Raw genomic sequence first — 17,746 nt, 5'->3', positions numbered from 1 at the left:
CCCCTGCACGGTCAGGCGGAGGCCTCGCGCGCCCCGTCCACCGACGGCGCAGTGACCGACGACCCGCCGACGTGACACAGGAGCAGACAGACGTCGTCGTCCCGCTGCGAGTCGTACAGCATCGGATCCAGGATGAGGTCGGCCGCTCGCTCCAGACGGTGTTCCAGGTCGGAGGTGCGCTGGGCCCCGAGCGTGTCGGCCAGGCGCCGGATGCCCGGGTCGATGCCCTGGGCCCGGCGCTCCACCAGACCGTCCGTGTACAGGGCGAGCGTCGACCCCGGCGGCATGTGTTCCGTGTGGTCGCGGATGTCCTGGTGCAGCGGTATGCCCAGCATCGCGCCCGGCTTGGCCTCCAGGACCCGCACCCGGCCGTCCGGGCCGCGCAGCACCGGTGGCGGATGTCCGGCGGCGGCCCAGGTGACGGTCGTCTCGTCGGGATGGAAGCGGGCGATGACCGCGGTCGCGTACAGGTCGGGCTGCAAGTGGTGCAGGAACGAGTGCAGTTGGGTGAGCAGCCGGCCCGGTGTGCCTCCGGCGACCGCGTAGGCGCGCAGCGCGGTGCGCAACTGGCTCATCATGACGGCCGCGTGCAGGCCGTGGCCGGTGACGTCGCCCATGACCGCCACCAGGCCCCCGTCGGGCTGCCGGAAGGCGTCGTACCAGTCACCGCCGATGTTCAGGCCGTGGGTGGCCGGGAGGTAGCGCGCAGCGAGGCTGAGGCCGGGGGTGGTCGGCAGGTCGGTGAGAAGGGCGCGTTGCAGCGTCTCCGCGATGTCCCGGCTGTGCTCGAAGCGCTGGGCGTGGTCTATCGCGATGCCGGCCCGGCGGGCGAGTTCGACGAGCATGATGACGTCGTCGGAGTTCCACCGCTCCTGCGGCGACGTCAGCGTCACCACCCCCAGGGGCGCGGTGCGGGCCGACAGCGGGATGCACAGCAGGGCCTGCGTCGGGTGCAGTGCCGAGGGCGGATGGTCGTCCACGCCCGGCAGACCGCCCGGGTGGTCGGCGGCGTACTGGGGGCGGCCGGTGCGCGCGGCGGCGACGGCGGCCGCGGCGTGGGGGTCCTGCTTGTGGCCCGTGCTCTCCTCGGTGAAGAGCCACACCTCGGCGCTCTGGGCGTAGGCGGGCACCAGGAGTTCCGGCAGGCGGTGCAGGATCTCCTCATGGTTGAGCGAGGCGGTGAGGTCCGCGCTGGCGTCGGCGAGGAACGTCAGTCTGTGCCGGGCGCTCTCTGCCTCCGTACGGGCCTCGCGTTCGGCGGTGAACAGCTCGCGCTGCACGCGCCCGGCCGCGTCGAGTTCCGCGTGCAGCGCCAGGACGCCCTGGTTGGTCTGGTGCAGTTCCTCCCGGTGGAAGGCGACCAGTTCCTCCTGCTCGGCGAGCTTGTCCAGGACCAGCGAGGTGTCCTCGTCGGCGCTGAGCAGGGCATCGGCCAGGACCGTGCGGCCGCCGGGCAGTTGTGCCGGGATCGCGCCGCTGCCGCCGTCCGGGAGGCCGACCGAGGCCTGCCAACCCGGCTTGTCCGCCGAGCCGTTCGCCTCCTGCTGACGGACGACGGCCGTGAGCCGCCCGCCGCGCTCCCCGGCCGTGGGCGCCGTGGTCCGCAGCGTCAACTGCCAGCTGCCGCCCTTGACGAGGCACTGACGCAGCTGCGCGCCGAGGGCGGTGACGAGGCGTGTGCGGTCGAGGGGGGAGACACCGTGGGCGGCGGCGAGCCGGGCCGTGGCGACGCGGGCCCGGGCCGCGTCGTCGACTGTGGTGATCTGCCAGGTCTGCGTCATGTCTGAGGGTCCAGTGAGGTGGGGTTCAGCACGGCCACGGTGGTGTCGTCCCGCACGGGGCGCGCCGCACTGCTCGAATCGCGCACGATCACGGCTGCCGACACGGCGGGGTCCAGCGAGGCCAGGGAGGCGACGGGCGGGGGAGCCCAGCGGCTGGGCAGACCGTCGCTGTGCAGGACGAGCACGCTGTCGGAGGTCCAGGGAGTCCGGGAGCCGGGCAGCCGGGCCGGACGATGCGCGCCCACGATTCCGGGGTGCGACAGCAGCGGCCGCCAGGTGCCGTCGGCGCCCAGCCGGGCGCCGACGTTGCCGATGCCGGCGAAGTCCAGTTGTCCGGCGGTGAGATCGAGCCGGGCCACCGCGATCGCTGCTCCCCGGGTGTCGCGCAGCGCGCCGTGCAACTCCCCGAGCAGGTCCGGCGGAGGCAGGTGGGCACAGTGGCGCAGGAGTCGTACGGCCGCGTCGGAGGCTTCCGCGGCGGCCGGGCCGTGGCCGAGCCCGTCGGCCAGCAACAGGGTCACGAAGTCGCCCGAGCGTACGCAGGCCCAGGCGTCGCCGGAGTGCTCGGCCGCCCGGAGCGGGATGTTGACGCCGCCCGCCCGCACCGGCGAGCCCGCCGCGGGGACACGTCCGGTCTGCTGGTCCCCGCGGGCCGCGTGGACGCGGGCCACCGCCACCGTGCCCTGCCCCGGCACCGTGTGCACGCCGAAGCCGTCGGCGACACGACGGCAGGTGCCGAGTCCGGCGCCCAGCGAGGCCGTCGTCGAATACCCGTCGCGCAGCGCCGCCGTGAGGTCGGCCATGCCCGGTCCGTGGTCGAGCGCCACGATCTGGAGCCCGGGTCCCCGCTCGTCGCCGGAGACCGAGAGGTCGGCCACCGGGGTGTCGATCAGGATCTGACCGCCGCCCGCGTGCTTGAGCAGGTTGGTGGCGAGTTCCGTGGCGACGAGCGCGGCCACGGCCGTGCGGCCCTGGTCGAGTCCGGCGTGGCCGGACGCGGCCTCGGCGGCCACCCGGACGTCGCGGACCCGGGTGGAGTCGTGGACGGGGATGTCCCACACACGCGTCATCGGCCCTCCTGACGCGGGTGGGGCGCACCGCCGACCCAGCAGATCACCGTGACGGCGGTGCCCTCGTCGGGACGGCTGTCGATGGAGAACTCGTGGACCAGGCGCCGGGCTCCGCCCAGTCCCAGCCCCAGGCCCCCGCCGGAGGTGTAACCGTCGCTGAGTGCCCGCTGGATGTCGGTGATGCCGGGCCCCTCGTCCCGGAACGTCAGACGCAGCCCCCGAGAGATCCCGCTCGTCAGGGCGGTGGACTCGACCTGGCCTCCTCCGCCGTGCACCAGGGTGTTGCGGGCGAGTTCGCTCGCCGCGGTGACCAGCTTCGTCTGCTCGACGAGGCCGAATCCGAGCTGGGCCGCTGTCTGGCGTACGTGCTGGCGCACCCACGCGAGATCCATGTCCGAGTGGATCGGCAGGCAGGCGGTGACGGAGCCGGAAGTTTCCGTCACGGGCTCTCCCGGCGTACTGGACTGTGGGGGACGGGCACGGACGCCGGGTCGAGCATCAGCATGGCCTGCTGGGCATCGAGCGCGGTGCGCAGACCGGGCAGGGTGAGGCCCAGCTCGACCAGGGTGATGGCGACGGCGGGCCGCATGCCCGCGACGACCGTCTGCGCCGCGAGCAGTTTCGCCTGGGCGGCGATCTCCGCGAACACACGGCCCAGGAACGAGTCGACGATCTCGACGCCGGAGATGTCGATGACGACGCCGGTGACGGAACTGGCCTCGATGGCCTCGCCGATGTCCTGCTGGAGTTGTTCGGCGGCGCGGTCGTGCAACTCGCCCTGGAGCGTGACCAGCAGGATGCCGCCGAGTTTGAGCACGGGCACATGGGCGCCCGGAGAGCCGTGGATCGGGCCGGTCATCGGGCGCTCGTACCGGTGCGGTTCCTGTCCACGACCACGCTGCCCTGCTCGTGCAGCGCGTACGCGAGCGCATCGGCGAGGCTGGCCCGGGTGATCACCGATCCGAGGTCGATGCCGAGGTGGACGATGGTCTGGGCGATGGCGGGGCGGATGCCCGACACGATGCACTCGGCCCCCATGAGGCGGGCTGCCGCCACGGTCTTCATCAGGTGCTGGGCGACGAGGGAGTCCACGGTCGGCACCCCGGTGATGTCCAGGATGGCGAACCGGGCCTGCTGGCTGACGACGGCGTCGAGCAGGCTCTCCATCACGACCTGGCTGCGTGCGCTGTCCAGGGTGCCGATCAGCGGGACGGCGACGACGCCGTCCCAGAGTTTGATGACGGGGGTGGCCACCTCCAGCAGCTGGAGGCGCTGTCGGTCGATGAGTTCCTGTCCCGCGTTGAGCGCCGTCTCCAGGACGACCAGCCGCAGGGTTCCCATCAGGGCGGTGAGGGTGACCGAACACTCCTCGGTCCGGCCGGAGGGCGAGCCCTCGAGCTCGGAGCGCAGCAGTTCGGCGACCGGCGTCCGCAGCGCGGCCACCTCGTCCGCGATCTGGGTGGAACCGGCTCCCGTGCGGGTGCGCGACGCCACCATGCGTCCGAGCTGGTCGCGCACGGCGATGAAGCCCGCCGCACCCAGGTTGTCGACCTGGTCCGCCACGGCCACCGCGGCCAGCGCCTCCACCACGGCCCGGCAGGCCTCCACGGCCTCGTCCCGGGACATCGTGAAGACGGTGCGGAACAGCGTCTCGTCGGCCCAGCGCTGGGCGATCTGCTCGCGTCGGCGACGCAGGAACTCCCCCACCTCCTGTGCCGACGAATTCCGCTCTCCCGCTGCCTCGTGGTCCGCCACCTGCTCGTCTCCTTCGGATGTGTGTACGCCTGCCGGCGCCGGGACAACTGCCCCGGCGTGATCTCTTGTCGTGCGACAACTGTAGCCACGGCCTGCGCGCGGACGACACCCGCTCGGCTCGTGGAGATCATCTTCAGGGGGTTCCGGTGACCCGCCCGGGGTCGTTCTCCGGGCCCGCTTCCCCGGCCGGCGGGCGACCGTGCCAGTCCAGGCACACCACCAGGGCGTCGTCCTCCGGCTTGGGCCTGCCGCGGTGCCCCGACAGCTCACGCAGGACGGCGCGCGGCACCTCGGTGGCGGGCAGCAGTCTCGTGGAGGTGATCGCCTTGGCCAGCGCCTTCTCCCCGTACTTCTCGCCGCCCGGCCCGGTGACCGCGTACACGCCGTCACTGACGAACAGCAGTCGGTCGCCGGGTTCCACCTCGAACTCCTGCACGATGTAGTCGGTCTCCTCGAACATGCCCAGCGGCAGCTGCGCCTCGAAGTCGACCCGCTCGACGGTCCTGCCGCGCAGCCGCACCATCTGGGGCGAGCCCGCGTCGATGACCCGCATGCGTCCCGTGGACAGGTCGAAGTCCAGCATGAGGACCGACAGGTACGAGGAGCCACGGTACCGGGCGTAGATCGCCTGGTCGGCGAGGGCCGCCTGGTCGTGGAGGGGGATGCCCGCGCGCCGGGCGTTGCGCAGCGCGTTGATGCCCAGATTGGTCAGCAGCGAGGCCTCGATGCCCTCGCCCATCCCGTTGGTGATGTAGAGCAGCAGACGGTCGGCGCTGGACGACCAGTCGAAGTTGTCGCCGAAGATGGCGTAGGCGGGCTCCAGTTGGGCGCCGAGTTCGTACTCGGGCCGCGAGCAGGAACGGCCCGGGAGCAGTTGCCACTGCATCTCGGCCGCCAGGGTCAGCCGGTCCTTGCGGCGTGCCTGGAGGTACAGGTCGGTGTCCCGTTCGGCCACGAGCACCTCGTGCGCGAGGACTTCCGCGACGTCGGCGAGCTCGGCCAGCGCTTCGGTGCCGCAGGCCCTCAGGGGCAGCATGACGGACAGGACGCCGAGCCGGTCGCCGCGCACCGTCACCGGGAGGTGCACCTGACGGCGGTCGCCGCTGTGCGGTTCGACGAAGGTCTCCTGGGCGCCGAAGGCCCGGCCCTGCGGGCTGCTGTGCACTCCCACGGGTTCGAGGGTGTGCGGCAGGACGGAGACGGGCTGGAGCACGGTGAGTCCGTAGTCGGCCATGAAGAGTTCGACGGACTCGGCCGCGTAATGACGGCACAGCACGGCACGGACCGCGTCCAGCAACTGGTGGGGTGCCGCCGTGCGCAAGGCCCGCTCCGCGGCCACGAATCTGTTCACGATGTCGGATATGCCATTCTTCGATTAGTGCGATGCCCGGTCACGCTCCTGGGAGCGGTTGGGTCGCTGATGGGTACCGCTGTCTATTGTTTGGTCGTGTGGGAGCCTTTGCGGGCTGACAGCGCGCACGAAGACTGGGAGAGTGAGACGGTGACTTCCTCCGGCCCGCGTCCGCAGCCCAGTGAGGTGGCTCGTGTGACCTCCGAGGCGGCCGAGCTGCTGGAGATCCTCTGGGGGCGCGCCTCGACGGCCCCTGTCTCGGCTTCCCAACTGCGCGTGCTGTTCATCCTGGAGCACAACGAGGGAATCAATCTGCGGACGCTCGCCGACGCGCTCGGCTCCACTCCGCCCTCGACGAGCAGGCTCTGCGACCGGCTCCAGGCGGTGGGGTACGTCGACCGGAGACCCAGCTCCACCAGCCGCCGTGAGCTGCGCCTCTTCCTCAGCCCTCGGGGCACCTCGTTCCTCGAGGAGCTGCGGACACGTCGCGAGCAGGCCCTGGAGGCCGTACTGGCGCAGATGCCCGCGGCCAAGCGGAAGGCGCTCGTGGAGGGGCTGGAGGCCTTCTGCACGGCCGCGGCGGCGCAGATGCACGAGGACGACACGATGGATGCCCGTACGGCCTGACCGGCACGTTCGCGGCAGGCGGGCGCCGGCGTGTTCCGGTCCCTGCACGGCTGTTGTCCCGAGTGGGCAGCCGAGTTCACCCACTGCAATGTCTCAGGTCCTTTCCGCATTCCGACGTCGATCACTTTGTTGCCTCACGGCTACAGTTGTCAAATGACAACTATTGATCCCGCGAGGGCGACGGTTCGCCGTTGCCGGCGGAGCTGGTGGTACTAGCGGAGTGTGGCGTCCTCGGCCACGAGAGCGAGTGCGGCGTCCACGCTGTCCGAGGACGCGATCGCCAGATTGACGCCGGTCAGGTCGAGGACGCGCCGGACGGCCGGCGCGGGCGAGACGAGGCGCATGCTCCCGCCCGCCAGCCGGGTCTCCTCGAGGGCCTTGAGTATGGCGTTGATGCCGGACGAGTCCATGAACGGGACCGCGGCCAGGTCGATCAGCAGGTGCCGACGCCCGGCGCGGACCTGGTCGGACAGATGATGACGGAGTTCGGGGGCGGTCTCGACGTCCAGGTCCCCCTCGACGGCGACCAGGGCGACGCCCTCCCGGGGCAGTGTCACGTCGATGGACACGGGAGCTGGTTCGGCCGGCACGGTTCCCTCCAATGGACACTGACCCGTCGGAATCCTTCCGGCGTGCGGGACGCCGGCGAGCACGTCTCCGAGTACCCCTCGAAATGCGGTGCACACCCGGATCTTTCGCGCACGGACGCGTTCCGAAGGGTTGCCCGCTCTTGACCGTCCCTTTCCCTAGATACCTCTGTCACAGAGCTATCGTCGAAACGTGGAACCAGAGACCTTTCCCGACACGCTCGCCGACACCCTGGCCGGGGTGCAGCGCCTCATCCGGCGGCGGCTGCGCGGCGGCATGACCGCCCCGCGGCTGCGCGGCGCCGAGGTCGAACTGCTGCGGCTGGTCGTCGCCCGTCCCGGCATCGGTGTGTCGGAAGCGGCCAAGGAGCTCTATCTCGCGGGCAATTCCGTCTCGACGCTGGTCAACCGGCTGGTGCGGGACGGCTATCTGCACCGCGAGACGGACCCGGCCGACCGGCGCGCCGCGCGCCTGCTGCCCACACCGGCGGCCGAAGCCCGGCTGCGCGACTGGCGAGAGCGCCGGGCGGCACTCGTACGCCGCCAGGTGGACCGCCTGGACGACGCCGACCGCGCGGCCCTGGAGGCGGCCATTCCGGCGCTGCGCAAGCTGGCGGCGAACCTGCACGAGGAGGCCGAGGAGACATGAGGCGGTACAGCACCGACGGGGGAGACCCCGCCCGACGGGCCGACCACGGCTCCGAAGCGCCCGACGGAGCAGACGGCCCCGCTGCGGCCGAGGGCCGACCGGAGAGAGCCGGCCGGGCGGCCCCGGAGCCGCCCGAGGCGGACGGGTACGCCGTCACCTGCGCCGGACTCGTCCACACCTTCGGCGAGACCACCGCGGTCGACGGGCTCGAACTCTCCGTCCGCGACGGCGAAGTGTTCGGCCTGCTCGGACCCAACGGCGCCGGCAAGACGACCGCCATCCGCTGCATCACCACGCTGCTGCCCGTCCCGGCCGGCACGATCCGTGTCTTCGGGCACGACGCCGCCGGCGAACGCATGGCCGTGCGCCGACTGCTCGGCTACGTGCCGCAGCAGCTCTCCGCCGACTCCGGACTCACGGGACGGGAGAACGTGTCCCTCTTCGCCCGCGTCTTCGACGTCCCCCGCCGCGAGCGCACGGCGCGGGTCGACCAGGCACTCGCGGCGGTCGACCTGACCGACGCGGCCGACCGGCTCGCCAAGACGTACTCGGGAGGCATGGTCCGGCGCCTGGAACTCGCCCAGGCACTGGTCAGCGCGCCCCGCCGAGTGGGCTGATCGCCCAGGGCGGTGCCGGCCTCTGGGACGTCGCAGAGATGCTGCGACGGACGGAGATGTCCAGCATCAACAGCGCCGCCCTGGAGTCGATCGAGCAGGGCATCGACCAGCTCGCCCGCGCATACCCTTACGCCGACGCCGATTACCTGCACGAGCGCACCAGGAACGGGCTGCACTACGTCACCAAACAGCTCGAAGGCCGGACCACCCTCCGTCAGCACCGGGAACTGCTCGTCGACGCCGGATGGCTCTTGCTGCTGAACGCGTGTGTCCAGTACGACCGAGGCCAGCGCGAAGCCGCCAACCTCAGCAAGGCCGCCGCACTCCGCATCGGAGAAGAGGCCGGCCACGGCGAAATCATGGCGTGGGCATGGGAGATCGAAGCCTGGTTCGCCCTCACTCAGAGCCGATGGCAGGACATGCTCAGTGCCGTCGAGGCGGGACACACGGCCGACCAGGCGCACTCGGTCGGCGTCCAGCTCTACGCGCACAAAACTCGTGCCGCTGCCCGCATGGGAGACGCGCGCCTGGTTCGCGACTCCCTGGACGCCGGACGTGCTCGCCTCGACCGACTCCCGCGACCGGACCACCCGGAACACCACTTCATCATCGACCCCGACAAGTGGGACTTCTACGAGATGGACGCCTACCGTCTTCTCGGAGACGACGAGCGCGCCGCCGCCCACGCACGCTCAGCGATCCGCATCAGCACCGGTCCTGACGGCACCGAAATCTCTCCCATGCGGGCCGCTGAAGCCCGTCTGACACTCGGAGTCGCTGCTGCCCGCACTGGCGAGATCGAAGAAGCCATCAGCATGGGCACAACAGCCCTTGAGGCCGACCGCAAGTCCCTCCCGTCGCTACTTTTAGTCGCTGACGAGCTGGATAAAGAGCTGCGTGCCCGCTACCCACGCGAAGCCGCAACACGCGATTTCCACGAACGGATCACGAGCATCAAGCGAGGTGCGGCCGGGCAAGAGCTCCCGTTCTGAGCCAGGCTGCCACGAAGACTGTGCCCCCCTTCAACATGAGGGAGGTCACAGCCGTGACGTCAGATTGCGTGTGGAAGATCAGGATTGGTAGGCGACCAACGCCATCATGCCCGCCTCGCCGTGGTAGGCGTTGTGGCAGTGCAGCATCCACTGCCCGGGGTTGTCGGCGTCGAAGAACACCGACGTCGTCTTCTTCGGCAGCACGATCGTGGTGTCCTTGCGCGGTCCGGTGTCGCCGAGTTGGTAGGTGTGGCCGTGCAGATGCATCGGGTGCCACATGGTGGTGGTGTTGACGAAGTCGAGCCGAACCCGCTGGCCCTGTTCCACGGTGATCGGATGCGCTGTCGGTTTGTTCATGTCGAACCGTCGTCCATTGATGGCCCAGTTGTAGGTCATCATGCCGCCGGTCAGTTCGATGCGGTGGACCCGGTCGGGCTTCTTCGGCGCCAGTCGGACGTCGTCCGCCGCATGGAGCTGCGATGCGGTTTTGAGCATGCCGTCCAGTTCCGTCGGCCGGACGGTTGCCTTCGGGGTGCTGCCGGAGCCGGTGCGGATGACGGCCATGCCGGTGGCATTCTTTCCTTCGGCCGACGCCACCAGGGGGAAGGCGCCGTCGTCCAGAGTGACGAGGACGTCGTAGCGTTCGCCCATGCCGATCAGCAGGGCGTCGACCAGCTCGTGCCGGACGGGGAAGCCGTCGGTGTGAGTGATGGTGAGCTTGTGGCCGCCGAGGGCGACGCGGTAGGCGGTGTCACTGCCGGCGTTGATCAGGCGGAGACGGATCCGCTTGCCGGGCTTGCTTCGGAAGACCGCCGGGTCGGTCGGAACGCGTCCGTTGACCAGGTGATACGGGTACTTGACGTCACCGGCGTCGCCCCCGAGCAGTGGGCTCTGAGCACCCATCAGCATGAACTTCGTGCCCATGCTTCCGCCGGATGCCGAGGCGGAGGGGGAACCGGCCGTGCCGTCCATGCCGCCACTCATGTCCATGCCGCCCATGTCGTGATCTTCGTGACCGGAAGAGCTCGACGGGTCGTTGGTGCCTTCGCCCATGTGCATCCCTCCCATGCCCTGACGCAGTTCTGCGAAGACGTCGTCCGGAGTGCCGGTGACGCCGTCGAGCCAGTCGTCGAGGACGACCACCCACTCGTCGTCGTACGAGAGCGGCTCCTTCGGGTCTTCCACGATCAACGGCGCGTACAAGCCGCGGTCGAGCTGGACACCGACGTGCGGATGGAAGAAGTAGGTACCGGCGGTGTCTGCGGTGAACCGGTAGGTGAAATTGTGTCCTGCCCGGATCGCACTCTGGGTGGCCAGCGGTGCGCCGTCCATGTCGTTGCGCAAGGCGATGCCGTGCCAGTGGATTGAGGTGGCCGTCTGGTTCGGCAACTGGTTGGACAGCGTCGCGGCCAGCCTGTCACCGACCGAGACCCGCAGCTCCTTGCCGGGAATCCGGCCGTCGAAGGTCCAGGTCCTCGCCGTGATCCCGGCGCCCAGGTCGGTCATGGCCCGTGCTGCGGTAAGCGTCAGTTCCTGGGTCCTGCCGCTACCGGTGCGCTTCTTGTCGGCGGCGGCGACGTCCGCCCCGGAGGGACTGATCAGGGCGGGCGTGCTGCCGGAATTGCTGCAGGCGGCGAGCGCGCCCGCGCCCGCGGCGCCGAGTCCGGCCAGCAGGACGGAGCGGCGGTTCATGGTGTTCACAGAGGTGTCCTTCTTCTCGGTATCGCTTGTGCTGGACGCGCGTGTGGACGGCTGAGCGCACGAGTGAGTGCGCACAGCCGCAGGCGCGGCCTACAGCAGCAATCGAGAGAGGAAGGAGAGATCGGGCGGGGCCCGTCCCGTGGTTCCCGGGATGTCCCGGCTGACCGCGGCGCCGGCGCACAAGGCCGGGGCGCAGTCCACGGAAGGCTGGTGGGGAGGGACGAGCTTCATGCCGTCGGCCACGGCGGCGGAGCAGTGCTGCATCGCTGTGCCCGAGCACGCCCCGCCATCGTCGTGGGCCGAGGCCGGCGTGGTGACGCCAGGGGGCATGGCGTGCCCGCCCGCGTGGACGGACACCGTCGTCGTGGACGTATGGTGCATGCCCGCCATCGCCCCGGCAGGCGGCACGTGTGTGACGGCGGCGGCCGTTTCGTGGTGGACGAGAACCGCGAGCACCGCCGTCAGCGCGATGACGGCAGCATGCGTCCACCGCAGCACGGCGCCGCGAGGGCCGTCTGTCGGGTGGTCGGCTGTCGTCATGGCTTCCATCCGCGCTCGGGGTAGGAACGGCTGATCATCCGCCAATATACCCCGTAGGGGTAAGGCGGCAACTGAAACGGAAAGCGTGAGGGACCACCGCATGGTGGCTACAGACGCAGGCGCGGGCCGATGAGCAGGAGCCCGGCGCGACGGTAAGTACGGCAGGGGTACGGACAGCGACGGTTCGAGGGCGCCACGCGCGGCTCGCCTCCTTTGTCGGCTCACTCTCCAGCCTGTGTCCGACTATGCGCACCTGGTATGGGCGCAATGGCCCAATGGTCGTGGACCATCCGGCCCCAGACCGCCACGGTCGGCGAAGGGATGATGGAAACGAAGGCAAGAAGCCGCCGGGTGCCCCTCCGCATCTGGCCACGGAACAACGCCGAAGCAGGTGAGTGGCGATGCTGTTCTGGTACGACCATGGCGTCAGCGGCTGGGGTTGGTTCGCGATGTCGATCAGCATGATCCTTTTCTGGGCGCTGATCATCACAATCGCCGTGCTTCTCTTCCGAGCCATCAACCGGCCCCAAGAACACACCGCCACCCCGGCGACGACCTCGTCCGAGGAGATCCTCCGCGAGCGGCTGGCACGCGGGGAGATCGACGAGGACGAATACCTGCGCCGCTTGAACACCCTGCGCTCCGGGCCCCTGACAAAACACTGAAACCCGCGGGCCGCACCGGCTGCGGCCCTGCGCCCTCCGTGAAGGAGGCCAGTCATGAACCAGCGCAACTACGGCATGTACGCGCTCGCCGCCGCGATCGTCGTGGTCGGCACTGTGATGCTCGGCGCGTCGCTGGAATCCCTGGTCTGGCTCGCACTCGTCGCTGCATGCCCGCTGATGATGTTCTTCATGATGCGCAGCATGCACGGCCAGGACGCGCACAGTGGCCACGATCAACACCGTGACGACCGGGACGAGGACCCGCTGCACAAGCACGACCACCCCACCGGGCGCAGCCGGTCCTGACCATTCCGGGGCCGGGTGGGACGTGAGTGCCGTGATCGCCTTGTTCGCATGTGGACGACGCCCGCCCGCCCGTTCCCACTTCACCGCGGGAGGTCGCCATGGATGACGGCGCGTACGGGCTATGGCCGCTGGTGGTCCTCAACACCCTGCTCTTCATCGCGTTCGCCGCCAGCTTCTTCCATCCCACAACCCAACGGGACTGGCGTGCGATGGGCGCCTACAGCGCGTTTCTGGTCGCCCTGTTCACCGAGATGTACGGCATCCCGCTGACCGTCTATCTGCTGGGCAGCTGGCTCGGCTCCCGATTCCCGCTGCTGAAGGACACGCACGCCGGCGGGCACCTGTGGAACGACCTGGCCGGCTGGTCCGGCGATCCGCATCTGAGCCCCTTCCATCTGGCCAGCTACGTTGCCATCGGCACCGGCTTCTGGCTGATCGCCGCCGCCTGGAAACGCCTCCACGAAGCCGCCCAGCACGACGAGCTGGCCATCACCGGCCCCTACGCGTGGGTGCGTCACCCGCAGTACGACGGCTTCCTCCTCATTATGATCGGCTTTCTGCTGCAGTGGCCGACCGTCCCGACCCTGATCATGTTCCCGGCCCTGGTGTACGTGTACCTGCGCCTGGCCCGCAGCGAGGAACACGAAGTCGCCGCCCGCTTCGACGCACAGTGGACCGCGTACGCGGAGCGCACCCCGGCGTTCTGGCCGAAGCTGCGCCACAGGCCGACCCACGCCGACCGGTCGTCGAGGGATGCCCGCGTGCCGCACCGGACGGTCGCCAGGTGAGTGGTGGTGACGGCACTGACGTAGGTACTGACTGCTGCTGGCCTCGTGACCGGCGTGCGGGCGCACCACGTGGGAGATGTGTCGCGAGAATCGGCGATCGCCCTGGCGGTGGGTGCTGCGCTTGCTGGCGGGGCGCTCAGGGCCAGGTACATGCCGGCCATCGCACCTTTGAAGTGCCCGCAATGCGGCGGGAGCTACCCGGTCTGCCGTGGGCTGCGGCGGTGCACACGACGACCTAGGAGTGCCACAGCCGCGACCTTCAGGACCACGGCGCCCAGGACAGCGCCGACGGCCCAATTCGTCCAGCCTGGCGCGGACAACACCGCACCGACCGCGCCGAGGTGCACGGCCACCGCAAGGATGCCCAGGACCGTGACGCCTGCCCAGGTGAGGTGCCTGCGTCGCGCTGAAGCTGATGCTGCGGGTACGGCCGCTCCGCCGGTGGCCTCAATACGCTGGGCAGCAGGCTCCGACTCCTGCCACTTCACCCGCAGCTCTTCGCGTCGGCCGAACCTCCCGATATGTGCGGCCAGGAGATCTTGGACTCGACGCAGCCCCTGTTCGTCGTCGCCCTCGGCGCGCAGGATCAGCGCATCCGGCGTGGCGTCCAGGGTGCACCGCCCCCACGGCAGAGTCAGGACTCCACGGGTCTCGGTCCATTCGACATGGAGCTGATCCAGCCTGAGATCGGGCGGCATGTGCGTGGCGCCATCGCCATGATGTGGACGCGCGTTGCGGCCGAGGTGACGGCCCTTGTTACTGAAGTGCTTGCACAGCTGGACGAGATACCGGCTGGGCCGGTTGGTGGGTATACGGGCTTCGGCGCTCGGCATGGCGATCCTCGTGTCGGTGGTGCGCGAAGGGGTTCAGATCCTGGTTGTTGCGACGAGCCAGGCCTCGACATGGCCTGGGTCGGTGCTGATCTGGATGGCGGACGATCCGACGGAGTCGATCTGCCAGCCGTCGGCGAACACCGCATTGATGTCGTCACGCGTCACGTTGTGCACCGGCCCCCACGCGCCGCGCTCCCGGTCGCTGATGCAGAGCATGAAGTAACGCCCGCCCGGCCGCAGGACCGACCGCAGACCGTCCACGTACGCGATGCGCTCCTCGCCTGCGAAGACGTGGAAGAGCCCGCAGTCGAGGACGGTGTCGAACTGCTCGCCGAGACCGTCGAGTTCGAGGGCGTCATGGCACAGGAACCGCACTTTCCGGCCTCGGGCGCGCGCCTTCTCCTCGGCGATGTCCAGGGCTCGGACGGCAAGGTCGATACCGGTGGCGTCAAGGCCGAGAGCGCTCGCCATCAGCGTGTGCTCCCCCGTGCCGCAGCCGGCATCCAACACTCGACCCCGGATGACACCGGAGTCACCGAGCGAGACGAAGGCCCGCTGCGGACGGCCGATATCCCACGGCGGTGGAATGACGTACAGGTCATCGGGCGTGGATGGAGCTGTTGCTCCCGGGTGATGCGGTGAGACGGACATGGGTCCTCCCGTGTGCCGGTGGTCCAGATCTCTTGCCGGGATTCGGATCCGAGTGACGCGATCAGATTTATCGATACACGGTGTCTACGTCAAGTCATGGTGTATTCAATGGGGCGCTGCGTACACTGCTGGGGTGCCCAAGCTGTGGAACGAAACGATCGAGGAGCACCGTCGCGCGGTGCGTGACACGGTGCTGGAAGTGACCGCGGCCCTGGTGACCGAGCACGGGCTGCGCGGTGTGACGATGTCCCGCATCGCGGAGGGGACCGGGATCGGCCGCGCCACGCTCTACAAGTACTTCCCGGACGTCGAGTCGATCATGAAGGCCTGGCACGAGCGCCAGATCACCGCCCATCTTCAGCAACTGGCGGCGCTGCGAGACCAGCCCGGCAGTCCTGGCGAGCGGCTGGCGGCGGTCCTCTATGCCTACGCCTCCATACAGCGGCAGCGCCGGGGGCACGATGCGGAGATCGCTGCCGTGCTGCACCGAGGGGAGCACGTCGCCCACGCCGAACAGCATTTGCTCCAGTTCGTCACCGAGCTGCTCACCGAGAGCGCGGAGGCCGGCGAAGTGCGCAATGACATCGCGCCGCACGAACTCGCCGCGTACTGCCTGCACGCCCTGGACGCGGCAGGCGGTATGCCGTCCCCGGAAGCGGTGCGCAGACTCGTCCAAGTCACGGTGGATGGCCTGCGCGCCTCCCGCTGACTGCCCCGTTCACCACGACGCCCAGCGACCGGCCAGACGTGCGGTCCGGAAACTCGAAGAGCTCCCGGACCGCTCCGGGCGGCTTCAGCCTTGGATGTTGGCGGACAACCCGGCGGCCAATCGGGGTGCGGCGAAGCGGGTACCGCAGGTGAAGCGCATCAGCGGGCCGAAGGTGGCCGCTGCTTTGATGCCGGTGAAGTAGAGGCCCGGCACGGAGGACTGGAATCCCGCGTCAAGCGCTGGGGATCCTCCGGTACGGACCAGATCGGAACGCAACTCCGGGGCGAGGAAGCCCAAAGCGTCCAGTTGGACCCGGTAGCCCGTGGCGGCGAGGACGTGTCCGGCATCGATTGTCTGAACCGTCCCGTCGCCCCTCCGAGTTGTCAGACGAACGCCGTCGCCGTAGCGCTGGGCGCCGACGACGGTCTCTTCCAGGCGTACAGGGACGCCGTCCAACCGCGGCTTGAGCCACCAGGAACCGAAGGGCCCCAGCACTCGTTTGACCAGGCGCAACCGGGTCGACGCAGGCAGGAAGCGGAAGAGGGCTGCCTGATGGACGATCGCGTACAGGCCCCACGAGCGCCCCAACGGCGTGTCCGGCTGCCAGTGCGGTGGCGGTGTCGGCTCGGCGCCGAACACCAACTGCCGATCTCGGACGAGTAGCTGGACCTGCGCCCCTGCCTCCTTCAGCAGCGCGGTGCTCTCCTGAGCCGACTGCCCGGCCCCCACCACGACCAGGTCACGTCCCGCGAACTTCGCGAGGTCGGCGTGCTGCGAAGCGTGCGACACCAGCCCTTCCGGCACGAGCGGCGCCAGCACTCGGGGGACATGCGCCAATCCGTCCATACCGCTGGCCACGACCACGGCCGGCGCGAGCAGTTCCTCTCCGGAGGCCAGCTTGACGTGAAAGCCGTCGGTCTGACGGTCGACGCCGAGGACCCTGACGTCTTCCACCTCAGGCACCAACTGCTCGGCGAACCAACGCCCATACCGGACGAACATCTCCACGGGCACCGGCTCATGGCCGGTCAACCAGGCCTCGCCGGCCTCTCGGCAGTAGACGTCCAGGGTGAACCCGGCCCGTGGGGCCGACAGCACCGACGCACTCGGCGGCGACTTCAACAGCATGCCCGCGGGCATGTTCTCGTCCCAGCTCGCCATCGGCGAGCCGAAGACCCTCACGTGCAGGCCGCGCGCCATCAGATGCGCGGCGGTGGACAGGCCGTACGGGCCCGCCCCGATGACGACGACTGGCGCCATGGCAGTACCACGCGACACGTTGTTTCCCCCCTGACGCGGCACTCTCCTCGGAGCCCGCGCCCCGGCATGGTTGGGCACAGAACTTGTGATCGAGCACACCGGAGCCGCCCGAAGGCCGAAGTCAGGCCGCGAGCAGCAGGGAGAAGAAGGGCGGACCGCGCCGCACTACAGCGTCGGCCAAGAGGTCCACGGCAGGGGACGTACGGTCCTCGCCGTATCTGGGGCACCGCTCTGGGTCCGTGCTTGCGGCCAGTTCGAGCGGTGTGCACACGGGCGCGAACAGCCGTCGCAGCAGCTCCCGTCCGGCTGCCCTCAGTACACGTCGCCGGCACGTGTCCATGCCGTGCAACAGCACCGCAGACCATGCCGTCAGCACGACGTGCGCGATCGCGACCGGCCAGCTCGCGTGCACGGAGGACGGCCACACAGCATGGGCCGGCACGGAAACAGCGTCGTCCGCCCGCACGAACCAGTAGCCGATGACCACCTGAGCTCCGGCGGCGAGTGTCACCTGCCAGGCCAGTGGCTTCTCTCGTCCTGCCCCCGGTGCCCCCGGAAGAGCGATGGCGAAGAACACGAGCGCAGCGACGGCCCGCACCCCCCACGAGGGGCTGGAGTCGAATGCCAAGTGATGCATCGTGCTTGCAACCGCGGTACCGAGCACCGAGAACAACCCTGCCCGGACAGCCGCCACCGGCACCATACGCGGCACCCTGCCACGTCGGCACACACGGGACACATCCACCGAACCCCCCATGCCTCACCCATGATGGGGGCTTGGAACACGCCTGTGTCATCACCACGCTTCCCGCAGCCGTAGCGCGACGCCCAGGTCGCCGCTCAGCAACAGCAGGTACTGCGGTT

At 69.7% G+C, this 17,746-nt stretch carries 20 protein-coding genes and 1 pseudogene; 8 read left to right on the top strand and 13 right to left on the bottom strand.

The annotated features are described in order from the left end of the window. Window positions 1-11: 11 nt before the first annotated feature. From BKI49_RS00495 to BKI49_RS00470, 6 genes are all read right to left on the bottom strand, one after another. Entirely contained in the window at window positions 12-1,781 is a 1,770-nt protein-coding gene (locus BKI49_RS00495; protein WP_095932127.1) for a PP2C family protein-serine/threonine phosphatase, read from the bottom strand. After that, window positions 1,778-2,851 carry an ATP-binding SpoIIE family protein phosphatase gene (locus tag BKI49_RS00490; RefSeq protein ID WP_095932126.1) on the bottom strand — a complete coding sequence of 358 codons (1,074 nt, stop codon included), beginning with the start codon at window positions 2,849-2,851 and terminating at the stop codon, window positions 1,778-1,780. Before BKI49_RS00490 ends, BKI49_RS00495 begins: the two co-directional genes overlap by 4 nt. Beyond that, a complete protein-coding gene (locus BKI49_RS00485) occupies window positions 2,848-3,243 on the bottom strand; it encodes an anti-sigma regulatory factor (protein WP_095932375.1) in 396 nt (131 codons plus the stop codon). Before BKI49_RS00485 ends, BKI49_RS00490 begins: the two co-directional genes overlap by 4 nt. A gap of 47 nt (window positions 3,244-3,290) precedes the next feature. After that, complete coding sequence (locus BKI49_RS00480) at window positions 3,291-3,710, bottom strand: STAS domain-containing protein (protein WP_095932125.1); 420 nt, start codon at window positions 3,708-3,710, stop codon at window positions 3,291-3,293. Beyond that, entirely contained in the window at window positions 3,707-4,606 is a 900-nt protein-coding gene (locus BKI49_RS00475) for an STAS domain-containing protein (RefSeq protein WP_095932124.1), read from the bottom strand. Before BKI49_RS00475 ends, BKI49_RS00480 begins: the two co-directional genes overlap by 4 nt. A 133-nt stretch (window positions 4,607-4,739) precedes the next feature. Then, window positions 4,740-5,957, bottom strand: a complete 1,218-nt coding sequence (locus tag BKI49_RS00470; protein ID WP_179332280.1) for a PP2C family protein-serine/threonine phosphatase — start codon at window positions 5,955-5,957, stop codon at window positions 4,740-4,742. A 195-nt stretch (window positions 5,958-6,152) separates the two neighbouring features. On the opposite strand from BKI49_RS00470, the gene BKI49_RS00465 reads away from it, so the two are divergent. Then, entirely contained in the window at window positions 6,153-6,584 is a 432-nt protein-coding gene (locus tag BKI49_RS00465) for a MarR family transcriptional regulator (protein WP_257004558.1), read from the top strand. A gap of 212 nt (window positions 6,585-6,796) precedes the next feature. On the opposite strand, the gene BKI49_RS00460 is transcribed toward BKI49_RS00465, so the two are convergent. After that, complete coding sequence (locus BKI49_RS00460) at window positions 6,797-7,174, bottom strand: STAS domain-containing protein (protein ID WP_095932374.1); 378 nt, start codon at window positions 7,172-7,174, stop codon at window positions 6,797-6,799. A 190-nt stretch (window positions 7,175-7,364) separates the two neighbouring features. Here BKI49_RS00460 and BKI49_RS00455 point away from each other — a divergent pair, with 190 nt between their 5' ends. The 3 genes and pseudogenes from BKI49_RS00455 (at window position 7,365) to BKI49_RS00445 (ending at window position 9,429) form a co-directional block, all read left to right on the top strand. Beyond that, window positions 7,365-7,820 (top strand): MarR family winged helix-turn-helix transcriptional regulator, encoded by a 456-nt coding sequence (locus BKI49_RS00455; protein ID WP_095932121.1) that lies wholly within the window; start codon window positions 7,365-7,367, stop codon window positions 7,818-7,820. Then, window positions 7,817-8,425 (top strand): annotated as a pseudogene (locus BKI49_RS00450) (ABC transporter ATP-binding protein); the annotation flags it as partial. The gene BKI49_RS00455 and the pseudogene BKI49_RS00450, both read left to right, overlap by 4 nt. A gap of 68 nt (window positions 8,426-8,493) precedes the next feature. After that, window positions 8,494-9,429 carry an NsdA family TPR-like regulatory protein gene (locus BKI49_RS00445; protein WP_257004556.1) on the top strand — a complete coding sequence of 312 codons (936 nt, stop codon included), beginning with the start codon at window positions 8,494-8,496 and terminating at the stop codon, window positions 9,427-9,429. Window positions 9,430-9,507: 78 nt separating this feature from the next. On the opposite strand, the gene BKI49_RS00440 is transcribed toward BKI49_RS00445, so the two are convergent. Continuing rightward, a complete protein-coding gene (locus BKI49_RS00440) occupies window positions 9,508-11,130 on the bottom strand; it encodes a multicopper oxidase family protein (protein ID WP_095932120.1) in 1,623 nt (540 codons plus the stop codon). A 90-nt stretch (window positions 11,131-11,220) separates the two neighbouring features. Next, on the bottom strand, window positions 11,221-11,679 hold the full coding sequence (locus BKI49_RS00435) for a hypothetical protein (protein ID WP_095932119.1): 459 nt from the start codon (window positions 11,677-11,679) through the stop codon (window positions 11,221-11,223). Between the two features lie 392 nt (window positions 11,680-12,071). On the opposite strand from BKI49_RS00435, the gene BKI49_RS00430 reads away from it, so the two are divergent. The 3 genes from BKI49_RS00430 to BKI49_RS00420 all read left to right on the top strand — a co-directional run bounded on the left by BKI49_RS00430 (window position 12,072) and on the right by BKI49_RS00420 (window position 13,429). Then, window positions 12,072-12,335: an SHOCT domain-containing protein gene (locus BKI49_RS00430; RefSeq protein ID WP_179332279.1), complete on the top strand. Its 264-nt coding sequence runs from the start codon at window positions 12,072-12,074 to the stop codon at window positions 12,333-12,335. Between the two features lie 54 nt (window positions 12,336-12,389). After that, window positions 12,390-12,641, top strand: coding sequence for a DUF2933 domain-containing protein (locus tag BKI49_RS00425; RefSeq protein WP_095932118.1), 252 nt, complete (start codon window positions 12,390-12,392; stop codon window positions 12,639-12,641). Between the two features lie 98 nt (window positions 12,642-12,739). Then, the gene (locus BKI49_RS00420; RefSeq protein WP_095932117.1) at window positions 12,740-13,429 is read left to right on the top strand and encodes a methyltransferase family protein; all 690 of its coding nucleotides are present in this window, start codon (window positions 12,740-12,742) and stop codon (window positions 13,427-13,429) included. Window positions 13,430-13,623: 194 nt separating this feature from the next. Here the strand turns inward: BKI49_RS00420 and BKI49_RS00415 are convergent, their stop codons facing one another. Together BKI49_RS00415 and BKI49_RS00410 are read right to left on the bottom strand one after the other, a co-directional pair. Continuing rightward, window positions 13,624-14,262, bottom strand: coding sequence for a DUF2218 domain-containing protein (locus BKI49_RS00415; RefSeq protein WP_095932116.1), 639 nt, complete (start codon window positions 14,260-14,262; stop codon window positions 13,624-13,626). Window positions 14,263-14,295: 33 nt separating this feature from the next. Continuing rightward, window positions 14,296-14,913, bottom strand: a complete 618-nt coding sequence (locus tag BKI49_RS00410) for a class I SAM-dependent methyltransferase (protein WP_095932115.1) — start codon at window positions 14,911-14,913, stop codon at window positions 14,296-14,298. A gap of 133 nt (window positions 14,914-15,046) precedes the next feature. Between BKI49_RS00410 and BKI49_RS00405 the strand changes: the two genes are divergently transcribed. Continuing rightward, window positions 15,047-15,622, top strand: coding sequence for a TetR/AcrR family transcriptional regulator (locus tag BKI49_RS00405; RefSeq protein WP_095932114.1), 576 nt, complete (start codon window positions 15,047-15,049; stop codon window positions 15,620-15,622). A gap of 84 nt (window positions 15,623-15,706) precedes the next feature. On the opposite strand, the gene BKI49_RS00400 is transcribed toward BKI49_RS00405, so the two are convergent. Then, window positions 15,707-16,882, bottom strand: a complete 1,176-nt coding sequence (locus BKI49_RS00400; RefSeq protein ID WP_095932113.1) for an FAD-dependent oxidoreductase — start codon at window positions 16,880-16,882, stop codon at window positions 15,707-15,709. A gap of 121 nt (window positions 16,883-17,003) precedes the next feature. After that, window positions 17,004-17,510 carry a hypothetical protein gene (locus tag BKI49_RS00395; protein WP_143658337.1) on the bottom strand — a complete coding sequence of 169 codons (507 nt, stop codon included), beginning with the start codon at window positions 17,508-17,510 and terminating at the stop codon, window positions 17,004-17,006. Window positions 17,511-17,746: the final 236 nt, after the last annotated feature.

The sequence above is a fragment of the Streptomyces sp. Tue6028 genome (genome assembly GCF_002300165.1).
In the GTDB taxonomy this organism is placed as follows: domain Bacteria; phylum Actinomycetota; class Actinomycetes; order Streptomycetales; family Streptomycetaceae; genus Streptomyces; species Streptomyces siamensis.
This window is presented reverse-complemented; position numbering and strand designations above follow the sequence as displayed.